The organism is Chitinophaga sp. XS-30 (assembly GCF_008086345.1).
In the GTDB taxonomy this organism is placed as follows: Bacteria; Bacteroidota; Bacteroidia; order Chitinophagales; family Chitinophagaceae; genus Chitinophaga.
In genome coordinates this window covers 5,522,619-5,535,341 of the sequence record NZ_CP043006.1, presented here as the reverse complement: position 1 = coordinate 5,535,341, position 12,723 = coordinate 5,522,619, and the positions used below count along the sequence as shown (strand labels likewise).

Sequence of the window (12,723 nt, the reverse complement as noted above, 5' to 3'; positions counted from 1 at the left end):
CCCCTATTCTTACAAGTCATATTAACTGCTAACTTCGAATATGTCTCTAAAAAAAGCCCAAACTAACGAAAGAGTAAATTTTGGAAAGATCAAACAAGTTGCTGAGACACCGGATCTGTTGGCTATCCAAATCCAATCTTTCAAGGATTTCTTCCAATTAGAAACCACACCAGACAAGCGAAACAACGAAGGCCTTTTTAAAGTATTCAAGGAGAACTTCCCGATTACGGATACCCGTAACATCTTTAATCTGGAATTCCTGGATTATTTCGTAGACCCTCCGCGTTATACCATCGAAGAGTGTATTGAGCGGGGGCTTACGTACTCCGTGCCGCTCAAGGCAAAACTCCGCCTGAGCTGTAACGATGAGGAGCACGTAGATTTCCAGACCATTGTACAGGATGTATTCCTCGGAAACATCCCTTATATGACCCCCAGAGGTACCTTCGTTATCAACGGCGCTGAACGTGTAGTTGTTTCACAGCTCCACCGTTCGCCTGGTGTGTTCTTTGGTCAATCTGTCCATCCCAACGGCACCAAGATCTACTCCGCAAGGGTGATCCCGTTCAAAGGCGCCTGGATGGAGTTTGCGACGGACATCAACAACGTGATGTACGCCTACATCGACCGTAAGAAGAAGTTCCCGGTTACCACCCTGTTACGTGCCATCGGCTACGAAACGGACAAGGACATCCTGGAACTGTTTGGCATGGCTGACGAAGTGAAAGCAGACAAGAAGTCCCTGGACAAATACGCCGGCAAAAAGCTGGCCGCCCGCGTTTTACGCAGCTGGGTGGAAGATTTCGTGGATGAGGATACCGGTGAGGTAGTGAGCATCGAAAGGAACGAGATCGTACTGGAGCGCGACAGCATCCTGGACGAAGCGAACATCGAGATGATCACCGATATGGGCGTGAAATCCGTATTTGTACAGAAAGAAGAGGTGAGCGGCGACTTTGCCATCATCTATAACACCCTCAACAAAGACACCTCCAACTCCGAGCTGGAAGCCGTTCAGCATATCTACCGCCAGTTGCGCGGTGCCGATGCGCCGGATGATGAAACAGCAAGGGGCATCATCGATAAACTGTTCTTCTCCGACAAGCGTTACGACCTCGGGGACGTGGGCCGCTACAAGATCAACCGTAAGCTCGGTCTGCCTACTCCGCTGGATATGAAGGTGCTGACCAAGGCGGACATTATCTCGATCATCAAATACCTGGTACAACTGACCAACGGTAAAGCGGAGATCGACGATATCGACCACCTGTCCAACCGTCGTGTACGTACCGTAGGAGAGCAGCTCTACGCCCAGTTCGGCGTAGGCCTCGCACGTATGGCCCGTACCATCCGTGAAAGAATGAACGTAAGGGATAACGAGGTATTCACACCGGTAGACCTGATCAATGCGAGGACCCTCTCTTCCGTGATCAACTCCTTCTTTGGTACCTCGCAGTTGTCACAGTTCCTTGACCAGACCAACCCGCTGTCCGAGATCACGCACAAACGCAGGATCTCCGCACTCGGGCCCGGTGGCCTGAGCCGTGAAAGGGCAGGCTTTGAGGTACGTGACGTACACTATTCCCACTACGGCCGTCTCTGTACGATCGAAACCCCGGAAGGACCGAACATCGGTCTGATCTCCACCCTGTGCGTTCACGCCATGGTGAATGAGATGGGCTTCATTGAAACACCTTACCGCAAAGTAAAAGACGGTAAAGTGGATATGAACAAGATCGAATACCTGAGCGCCGAAGAAGAAGATTCTGTAAAGATCGCACAGGCAAACGCTCCTTTGGATGATAAAGGACAGTTTGTGAACGATAAAGTGAAATCCCGCGAAACCGGTGATTTCCCCATCCTGGAACCGGGAGAGGTGGAGTATATGGACGTAGCCCCGAACCAGATCGTGGGTCTGAGCGCCTCCCTGATCCCCTTCCTGGAGCATGATGACGCCAACCGTGCGTTGATGGGATCGAACATGCAACGTCAGGCCGTTCCCCTGATCGCACCGCAGGTGCCGATCGTAGGTACCGGTCTGGAAGGAAAGGCTGCACGGGACTCCCGCCTGCAGATCACCGCAAACGGAAAAGGTGTGGTGGAGTTTGTTGATGCAAACGAGATCCACGTCCGCTACGAGCGTGATGAAATGCAGAAACTGGTGAGCTTCGAGGATGACCTGGTGATCTACCAGCTGACCAAATTCGTCAAGACCAACCAGAGCACCTGTATCAACCTGCGCCCCGCCGTGAAGAAAGGGCAAAGGGTAGTAGACGGGGACTTCCTCACCGAAGGTTATGCTACCCGCGCCGGGGAACTGGCACTGGGCCGCAACCTGAAAGTGGCGTTCATGCCCTGGAAAGGTTACAACTTCGAGGATGCCATCGTGATCTCCGAACGTGTAGCCAAGGAAGACTGGTTCACCTCCATTCATATTGATGAATACGAACTTGAAGTACGCGATACCAAACTGGGTGAGGAAGAACTGACCCCGGATATCCCCAACGTGAGCGAAGAAGCCACGAAGGACCTGGATCAGAACGGTATCATCCGTATCGGCGCACATATCAAGGAAGGCGATATCCTGATCGGCAAGATCACCCCCCGCGGTGAATCCGATCCTTCTCCGGAAGAAAAGCTCCTCAGAGCGATCTTCGGGGATAAAGCCTCCGATGCGAAAGACGCTTCCCTGAAAGCCCCCCCCTCTACCGAAGGTGTGGTGATCGACAAGAAGCTGTTCTCCCGTGCGAAGAAAGACAAGAATTCCAAGACCCGCGAAAAAGCGGCCCTGGAAAAACTGGAAAAAATACACCAGAAGAATGAGGAAGACCTGATGGAAGTGCTGATGAGCAAGCTGTTGACATTGCTGAAGGACAAAACCTCCGCCGGCATTACCAACACTTACGGTGAAGTGCTGATCTCCAAAGGCTCCAAGTTCTCCAACAAGAACCTGGCGAATGTGGACTTCCAGAATGTGAACCCGCTGGGCTGGACGACCGACCAGGATACCAACGACCAGATCAATACCCTGCTCCACAACTACAATATCAAGTACAACGAGGAGCTGGGCCGCTACAAACGCGAGAAGTTCAATATCTCCATCGGGGACGAACTGCCCGCAGGCGTGCTGAAACTGGCGAAAGTGTACCTGGCCAGCAAACGTAAGCTGAAAGTAGGGGACAAGATGGCAGGCCGTCACGGTAACAAGGGTATTGTTGCCAAGATCGTACGTGACGAGGACATGCCGTTCCTGGAAGACGGAACACCGGTAGATATCGTACTGAACCCGCTGGGCGTACCTTCCCGTATGAACCTCGGACAGATCTACGAAACCGTGCTCGGTTGGGCCGGCCAGAAACTGGGTGTAAGATTTGCCACACCGATCTTCGATGGTGCCAGCACCGAAGAGATCGCAGCATATATCGATGAAGCCAAGCTGCCAAGCTTCGGCCACACTTACCTGAGCGATGGTGAAACCGGTGAACGTTTCCACCAGAAAGCAACGGTAGGGATCATCTACATGCTGAAACTCAGCCACATGGTGGATGACAAGATGCACGCCCGTTCTATCGGACCATACTCTCTCATCACGCAACAGCCGCTGGGTGGTAAAGCCCAGTTCGGTGGCCAGCGTTTTGGTGAGATGGAGGTATGGGCACTCGAAGCATACGGTGCATCCAACATCCTGCAGGAACTGCTGACCATCAAGTCCGATGACATCGTCGGCCGTGCAAAAGCATACGAATCCATCGTGAAAGGAGACAACATCCCGAAAGCCGGTGTGCCTGAATCCTTCAATGTATTGATCCATGAGCTTCGCGGTCTTGGTCTGGACCTGAAATTCGATTAAACATAATTATGCAGTACCCGTGTTGCTGACCGGGTACTGCTTTTTATAGTGCTGTTGAAGCATGCAGGATTCAGCAAATTAAAGTGAATGTTCGGGCGCTGCCCCCGGGAATCGCAGGACTTCACTTCTATGACAGTGAGTTTTCTTTAAAAAACATACAATGGCCATCAAGAAAGAAAATCGTCCCAAATCAAATTTTAGCAGCATCACCATCAGTCTCGCTTCTCCGGATACCATCCTGGAGCGTTCTTATGGAGAGGTGCTGAAACCCGAAACCATCAACTACCGTACTTACAAGCCGGAACGTGATGGTTTGTTCTGCGAAAGGATATTCGGTCCCGTTAAGGACTACGAATGTTACTGCGGAAAATACAAGCGTATCCGTTATAAAGGCATTGTGTGCGACCGTTGTGGTGTTGAAGTGACCGAGAAGAAAGTGCGTCGTGAAAGAATGGGGCATATTCGTCTGGTAGTGCCTGTTGTACATATTTGGTATTTCAAATCATTACCCAATAAGATCGGTTACCTGCTTGGCATGTCGTCCAAGAAACTGGAAACGATCGTGTATTATGAAAGATACGTGATCATCCAGAGCGGCGTGAAACAGGAAAAGGGGCTGAATTACGGTGATCTGCTGACAGAAGAAGAGTATCTGGATATCCTGGACACGCTTCCGAAAGACAATCAGCTGTTGCCGGATGAAGATCCCAACAAGTTCATCGCTAAAATGGGCGCTGAAGCAGTAGAGATGATGCTGGCACGTATCGACCTTGACGGTCTTTCTTACCAGCTCCGTAACCAGGCTGCCACAGAAACATCCCAGCAACGTAAAGCCGAGGCGCTGAAACGCCTTAGTGTTGTGGAAGCGTTCCGCGAAGCCAACGGCCGTGTGGATAACCGTCCCGAATGGATGGTGATGCAATATATCCCCGTGGTACCGCCGGAATTACGTCCGCTTGTGCCTTTGGACGGCGGCCGTTTTGCATCTTCCGATCTGAACGACCTGTACCGCCGGGTGATCATCCGTAACAATCGTCTCAAACGCCTGATCGAGATCAAGGCACCTGAGGTGATCCTGCGAAATGAGAAACGTATGTTGCAGGAAGCGGTGGATTCCCTGTTCGACAACTCCAGGAAGTCCAATGCCGTGAAAGCAGAAGGCGGCCGCGCCCTCAAATCCCTCTCGGATGTGCTGAAAGGCAAGCAGGGCCGTTTCCGTCAGAACCTCCTCGGTAAACGTGTGGACTACTCCGGCCGTTCCGTGATCGTGGTAGGCCCCGAACTGAAGCTGCATGAATGCGGTCTGCCTAAAGACATGGCTGCGGAACTGTTCAAACCGTTCATCATCCGCAAGCTCATCGAAAGAGGCATTGTAAAAACAGTTAAATCAGCTAAAAAGCTCGTAGATAGAAAAGAAGCCGTGGTTTGGGATATCCTGGAGAATGTGCTGAAAGGCCACCCGGTAATGCTCAACCGTGCGCCGACCCTCCACCGTCTGTCCATCCAGGCCTTCCAGCCGAGGCTGATAGAAGGTAAGGCGATACAGCTGCACCCGCTCGTGTGCTCTGCGTTCAACGCGGACTTTGACGGTGACCAGATGGCGGTACACGTGCCTTTGAGCAACGCCGCGATCCTGGAAGCCCAGCTGCTGATGCTGTCTTCCCACAACATCCTCAACCCGCAGAACGGTACGCCGATCACCCTGCCTTCACAGGACATGGTACTCGGTCTTTACTACATCTCCAAGGGTAAAAAATCTACCGAGACGGAAATTGTGAAAGGAGAGGGCAAAGCCTTCTACTCCGCAGAAGAAGTGATCATCGCGCATAATGAAGGCCGTGTGGACCTGCACGCGCAAATCCGCGTAAAAGCAGATCTGCGCAAGGCTGACGGTACACTGGAACGCAAGCTGATCGAAACAACGGTAGGCCGTGTGATCTTCAACCAGTTCGTTCCCAGGGAAGCAGGTTTTGTAAACGCGCTGCTGACCAAGAAATCACTGCGGGAGATCATCGGAGACATTATTAAAGCTACAGACATTCCGAAAACAGCGAAGTTCCTGGACGATATCAAGACCCTTGGTTTCCGTACAGCCTTCCGCGGCGGTCTGTCCTTCAATATCAATGACCTGATCATCCCCGATGCGAAGCAACTCATGATCGACGGTGCTTCCGGTGAGGTAGATGAAGTGTGGGATAACTACAACATGGGTCTGATCACCAACAACGAGCGCTATAACCAGATCATCGACATCTGGAGCCGTGTGGATACCAAAGTAACGGAAACACTGATCCGTGAACTGGCTACCGACAAGCAGGGCTTCAACTCCGTGTACATGATGCTGGACTCCGGCGCCCGTGGTTCCAAACAGCAGATCAAACAGCTGGCCGGTCTGAGAGGTTTGATGGCGAAACCGCGTAAAAGCGGTTCCTCCGGTTCCGAGATCATCGAGAACCCCATCCTTTCCAACTTCAAGGACGGTCTGAACGTACTGGAATACTTCATCTCTACGCACGGTGCCCGTAAGGGTCTTGCGGATACGGCACTGAAAACGGCGGATGCGGGTTACCTGACCCGTCGTCTCGTTGACGTGGCGCAGGATGTAGTGATCACAGAAGAGGATTGCGGCACACTCCGCGGTATTGCAACTTCAGCGCTGAAAGACAACGAGGAAGTGGTAGAACCGCTGTACGACCGTATCCTGGGCCGTACTTCCCTGCACGATGTATTCGATCCGCTCTCCGAAGAGCTGATCGTTGCAGCCGGTCAGCAGATCACGGAAGAAATTGCGAAACATATCGAAGACAGCACGATAGAAACCGTAGAGATCCGTTCCGTACTCACCTGCGAAAGCCGCAGAGGCGTTTGCGTAAGGTGTTACGGCAAGAACCTGGCTACCGGGTACACTGCACAGCGGGGTGATGCCGTAGGTATCATCGCAGCGCAGTCCATCGGTGAACCGGGTACACAGCTGACACTCCGTACCTTCCACGTAGGTGGTGTGGCCGGCTCTGCTTCCGTAGAGTCTACCCTCAACGCCAAGTTCGACGGTACCGTTCAGTTCGACGGTCTCCGTACCACGACTTACGAAAATAACGAAGGCGAGAAAGTACAGGTGGTTATCGGCCGTACCGGTGAGCTCAGGATCATGGATGTGAAGAACGACCGCCTGCTGATCACCAACAACGTACCTTATGGTTCTACGCTGAACGTGAAAGACGGACAGAAGGTGACCAAAGGCGATGTGATCTGCACATGGGATCCGTTCAACGCCGTTATCGTTTCAGAGATCGCCGGCAAGATCCGGTTCGACAGCATCGTGGAAGGTATCACCTACCGCGAAGAAGCTGACGAGCAGACCGGTCACCGCGAGAAAGTGGTTATCGAAACAAAAGACAAGAACAAGATACCTTCCCTTATCCTCGACGGGAACAAGGAAAGCAAATCATACAACCTTCCGGTTGGCTCGCACATCGTGATTGAAGAAGGCGAAACCGTGAAAGCGGGACAGGTGATCGTGAAGATCCCCCGCGTGATCGGCAAGCTGCGTGACATCACCGGTGGTCTGCCCCGTGTTACCGAGCTGTTTGAAGCCCGTAACCCGAGCAACCCCGCGATCGTATCCGAGATCGATGGTGTGGTAGCCTTTGGCAACATCAAACGTGGTAACCGCGAGATCATCATCGAAAGCCGCGAGAGCCAGATCAAGAAGTACCTCGTTCCGCTGACCCGCCACATCCTGGTACAGGACGGCGACTTTGTGAAAGCAGGTACTGCATTGTCCGACGGTTCCATCACCCCGGCAGATATCCTCTCCATTAAAGGTCCGTTCGCCGTACAGGAATACCTGGTGAACGAGATACAGGAAGTGTACCGCCTCCAGGGTGTGAAGATCAACGACAAACACATCGAAGTGATCGTACGCCAGATGATGCGCAAGGTAACCATCGAAGATCCGGGAGATACCCGCTTCCTCGAAGGCGATACCACGGACAAGTTTGAATTCTTCGAAGAGAACGATAATATTTTCGACAAGAAGGTAGTCACTGAAGAAGGAGAATCCGCCAACCTGAAAGCAGGTCAGATCGTGACCCTCCGCCAGGTGCGTGAAGAGAATTCCCTGCTGCGCCGGTCGGACAAGAAGCTCGTGGAATACCGCGATGCCAATCCTGCCACCTCCAGCCCGCTGTTGCTCGGTATCACCAAAGCATCACTGGGTACGCACAGCTGGATCTCCGCCGCATCCTTCCAGGAAACCACCAAAGTACTGTCTTCTGCAGCCATCAACGGTAAAACAGATGACATGCTCGGCCTGAAAGAGAACGTGATCACAGGTCACCTGATCCCGGCCGGTACTGGTCTCAGAGAGTTCGAAAACATGATCGTTGGTTCCAAAGAAGAATACGATATCCTGGCATCTTCCAAAGAGGTGTTCCAGTTCGATGAAGAAGAATAGTAGTATCAAACCAGTAATGATAGAGAAGGGGGAACGCTGCGGTGTTCCCCTTTTACTTTTTGCAAGCCCTTCCCGGAAAGCCTGTTTTAATATTAATTTAATTCCGCCCGCTCCCGATATCCAAAGTTTCGTTTTACCTTGCCTGGATTTTGAAATGTAAGTAACTGTAAGTATTTTGTAATCTTATAAAACTTCATTTGTAACATAAGGTAAGCGTTATCATCTCAATCAGAAAATATCAAACCATGCGTGTACGTTATCGACTTACGAAAAGTCTGATCATGCTCCCTGCCATGTTAGCTGCTGTAGCGGCTTTGGGTCAATCCCGCAATCTGCATCTGGATAATTATACGGTCCCCGTGGCGAAAAAAGGCGCCCTGGTGGGCAAATTACATGATCAATACGGCGTACTAAGCCGTCGGCCAATGCTGGAAGATACTTCCGGCCTGTTCATGATCAGTAAAAAAGGGGAGCTGCGGCTCCGGAAGAAACAGTCCATTCCCGCAGATGCTCCGGGATTCCAGTATACCGTTACCGTACTGAACGGAAACAGCCGGGAGCGTTTTACGCTCGTAAGGGATGATTTTCACCGCAACAAGGTCGTAGCGCATCGTGGCGCATTCAAGAATAACGCGGGCAGCGAGAATTCGCTGACCTCTCTCAAAGATGCCATCCGTATCGGCTGTGAAGGTTCAGAGTTTGATGTCTGGTTGTCTGCCGATGGCGTGCCGGTATTGTCGCATGATCCGCACATCGGCGGCAAATCCGTGGAGGAAACGCCGCTGGCGGAACTCCAGCAGATCAAGCTGAAGAACGGAGACCGGGTACCGACTTTCGAAGAATATATCCTGGAAGCCATGAAACAGAATAATACCCGGATGGTACTGGAACTGAAACCGTCGAAGACAGGCCGCGCCATTGAACTGACGCAGGCCTGTTATGATCTGGTCCGCAAATATCAGTGCCAGGCCTGGATGCTGTACATCAGCTTCGATTACAATATCTGCAAAAAACTGGTGGAACTGGACCCCTTCGCCAAAGTAGCTTATCTCAACGGAGATAAAAGCCCCGCGGAGCTGAAAGCTGATCATATATGGGGACTGGACTACAGCTTCAAGGTCATCGACAAGGATATCAGCATCCTGCAGGCGGCAAAGAAGGCCGGTGTTACCACCAATATCTGGACGGTCAACGACCCTGCGGATATGGACAGGTACCTGAAAGCCGGGGTGGATTATCTGACCACCAATGAACCGGAAATATTGCTGGAAAAAGTAAAATAGGCACTTGTTCCGCTAAAGGAACCGGGAAAGGGCTGTATCAGGTGATTGGTGCAGTCCCTTTTTTATTCCGGCGCCTGGTCAGAGGCTCAGCCGTCAGGTTGCTTTTACTGCTAAACCCTGTGCGCCGCAGAGCGGTTTACCTGATAAGTTTTGACCGCAAAGCCTTACCCATACTTTCTTTCCATATTCCCATTTTAACGTTTTTTTTCATCTCAAAAACCTTATTTTAGCCGCCATAAGCATTTTATTACATTCAAGGGTTAAAAAAACTACCGATCAACATGTACACTCGTCAACTTTTTGTGAAAAATGGTCTTTTTCTGGCGGCGGTAGCCGGAGTATTCACTGCCTGCCAGCAAAATGATAAAACTGCCGCCAACAATTCCGGAAACAACAAATCGACCGAAGAACAATCCATCGCAGCAGTTAGCCAAAAGCTGGCCTATGTAGATATTGATACACTTGAGGCATACTACGATTATTTCAAAGAAAAGAAAGCAGAGCTGGAAAAGAAGAAAGAGGGAGCCCAGAATGATCTTAGCGGAAGGGAGAGAAAGCTGCAGAACGAATACAATTCACTGGCGCAGAGAGCCCCTACCATGACGCAGTCCGAAGGCCAGGCCGCGGAAGCCAGCCTGCAGAAGAAAGCGCAGGAACATGAAGTGTACCGCCAGAATCTGTTCGCTCAGCTGCAGACCCAGGAAGCGCAATTCAACGAAGATCTGCAGAAGCGGCTGGACGAGTGCATCCGGAAATTCAATGCCGATAAGGAATATTCCTTCATCTTTTCTTACCGCAGCGGCGCCAGCAATATCCTGTACAAGGATGAAGCCTATGATGTCACCAGGGAGGTGATCAGGGAACTGAATGCCACCGCTGCCGCAAAAAAATAACTACATTTAATCCCGGTACGCAGTTACCGGGATTTTTTTTGCCATACCATTATATCAACCTCACATCAACCTCGCATGTCAGTCAACCAGGAAAACGCATTTAAGCCCAGTCTGGGCTTGGTGGATGCCACCATGATCGTAGCCGGTTCCATGATTGGTTCCGGTATTTTTATTGTATCCGCAGAAGTAGCGCAGATGGTGGGCTCCGCCGGGTGGATGATGGCCATGTGGCTGCTGGCCGGCGTGGTCACGCTGATCGCCGCGCTCAGCTATGGAGAATTATCGGGCATGTATCCTAGGGCAGGCGGGCAATATGTGTACCTGCGAGAGGCATACAACCCTTTTGTGGCCTTTCTTTTCGGGTGGACGCAGTTCGGTGTGATACAGACGGGCACCATTGCCGCGGTAGCCATGGCCTTTGCGAAATACATCGGGTATTTTGAGCCTGCGCTGAGCGAAAGCAGTTATGTGCTAACCCTGGGAAGCTTCCATGTATCCGTGGCCCAGCTGATCGCCATAGCGTCGATCATCCTGCTGACCTATATCAATACCCGCGGAGTAAGAAACGGGAAGATCATTCAGACCGTATTCACCTTTACAAAGATATTTTCCCTGTTCGCCCTGATCATTTTCGGTTTCCTTATCGGCGCGCGGCAGGAAATATGGGACGCCAACTGGCAGCAAGCCTGGGTGCCGATGCAGATCGGTACCGGTGGCGGAACGGAGCTTTCCGTACCCGTTATGCTCAGCGGCCTGGCCCTGTTTGGTGCTATGGCCGTTTCCATGAAAGGCACGCTTTTTTCCAGCGATGCCTGGAATAACGTGACCTTTATTGCCGGGGAGATCCGCAATCCGCAAAAGAACATCGGCCGTGCGCTGTTCCTGGGAACATTTATTGTTACCATCATCTATCTTGCGGCCAATTTTATGTACCTGGCCGTAGTGCCTTTTCAGGAGATCGCTTTTGCAAAAGAAGGCAGGGTAGGGATGGCCGCGGCGGAAAGGATCTTCGGTACCGGCATCGGCGCAGCCGCTATTGCCGCCATGATCATCATCTCCACTTTCGGATGCAACAATGGGCTTATACTTTCCGGCGCACGCATCTATTACACGATGGCGCAGGACGGGCTGTTCTTTAAAAAGGTAGGTGACCTGAACCGTTTCAGCGTACCGGGGAACGGCCTCTGGATACAATGCGTATGGGCGTCGCTGTTATGCCTCTCCGGCAGCTATGGTGATCTGCTGGCTATGGTGATCTTCGGCGTGCTGATATTCTATGTGCTGACCATCCTCGGCATTTTCATCCTGCGGAAGAAACAACCCGATGCGCCCAGAAGCTACAAGGCATTCGGCTACCCGGTGCTGCCGGCCATTTATATGCTCGTGGCGTTTGCGCTGGCCGTGCTGCTGCTCATCTATGAACCCAATTATGCTATTCCCGGGTTAGGGATCATACTGTTGGGTATTCCATTGTATTTTATCGCATTGCGTAAAAAATAACGGCTTTATGCTGCATGTGAAAGGAGGAATGCAACCGCTGCATTCCTCCTTTTCATTTGTTAACAATTAGCTAAAGCGCAATAAACCGGCGAATATTTGATAGTTAACTATTTTTGGCTAATTTAACGACCATCCTACCTTTACCATTACGAAAACATGAACGGTACAGCTAACATAGAGGAATCAGCATGGATACTCCGTTTCAGAACAGGGGATATGGAGGCATTCGAATGGCTCTATAACCGGTACGCAAAAGAGATGATGGACTTTGCTGCAGGAAAGCTGGTTTCCCTGGAAGAAGCACGGGATATCATCCATGATCTGCTGGTAGAGCTGTGGGCGAAGCGGGAGCAGTTGCATGTGAACCAGTCCCTGCGTGCTTACCTGATGCAGGCCGTACGTTTCCGTGTGATCGATCACCTGCGCAGGAATATGCTGCGGGAGGATTATAAGGAGGCCATGCATACGGCTGAAAAGGAAATAGATAACACTACGGGTCAGCTGATCGTGTACCGGGACCTGGATAATGCCATCACCGCCGAACTGGACCGGATGCCGCCCCGGGCCCGCGAAATTTACCGCCTGAGCCGCCAGCAACACATGAGTGTCAATGAAATTGCCAGTACCCTGAATATTTCTTCGCAAACCGTAAAGAACCAGCTCACAACCGTATTGAAGCACTTGCGTTTTTCCCTGAAAAAGTTGCTGTTCTTTCTTTTCTGAATTTTTTTCCTCCGTTTA

Annotated in this window: 6 protein-coding genes; all 6 read left to right on the top strand. The window is 51.4% G+C overall.

Annotated elements, in window-relative coordinates:
- Positions 1–40: 40 nt before the first annotated feature.
- Positions 41–3,850 (top strand): DNA-directed RNA polymerase subunit beta, encoded by a 3,810-nt coding sequence (rpoB, locus tag FW415_RS22100; RefSeq protein WP_148389298.1) that lies wholly within the window; start codon positions 41–43, stop codon positions 3,848–3,850.
- Between the two features lie 160 nt (positions 3,851–4,010).
- Positions 4,011–8,306 (top strand): DNA-directed RNA polymerase subunit beta', encoded by a 4,296-nt coding sequence (gene rpoC, locus FW415_RS22095; RefSeq protein WP_148389297.1) that lies wholly within the window; start codon positions 4,011–4,013, stop codon positions 8,304–8,306.
- A 245-nt stretch (positions 8,307–8,551) separates the two neighbouring features.
- Positions 8,552–9,589 carry a glycerophosphodiester phosphodiesterase family protein gene (locus FW415_RS22090; RefSeq protein ID WP_148389296.1) on the top strand — a complete coding sequence of 346 codons (1,038 nt, stop codon included), beginning with the start codon at positions 8,552–8,554 and terminating at the stop codon, positions 9,587–9,589.
- A gap of 281 nt (positions 9,590–9,870) precedes the next feature.
- A complete protein-coding gene (locus tag FW415_RS22085; RefSeq protein WP_148389295.1) occupies positions 9,871–10,482 on the top strand; it encodes an OmpH family outer membrane protein in 612 nt (203 codons plus the stop codon).
- Between the two features lie 75 nt (positions 10,483–10,557).
- Positions 10,558–11,982 carry an APC family permease gene (locus FW415_RS22080; protein ID WP_148389294.1) on the top strand — a complete coding sequence of 475 codons (1,425 nt, stop codon included), beginning with the start codon at positions 10,558–10,560 and terminating at the stop codon, positions 11,980–11,982.
- Positions 11,983–12,138: 156 nt separating this feature from the next.
- A complete protein-coding gene (locus FW415_RS22075) occupies positions 12,139–12,705 on the top strand; it encodes an RNA polymerase sigma-70 factor (protein ID WP_148389293.1) in 567 nt (188 codons plus the stop codon).
- Positions 12,706–12,723: the final 18 nt, after the last annotated feature.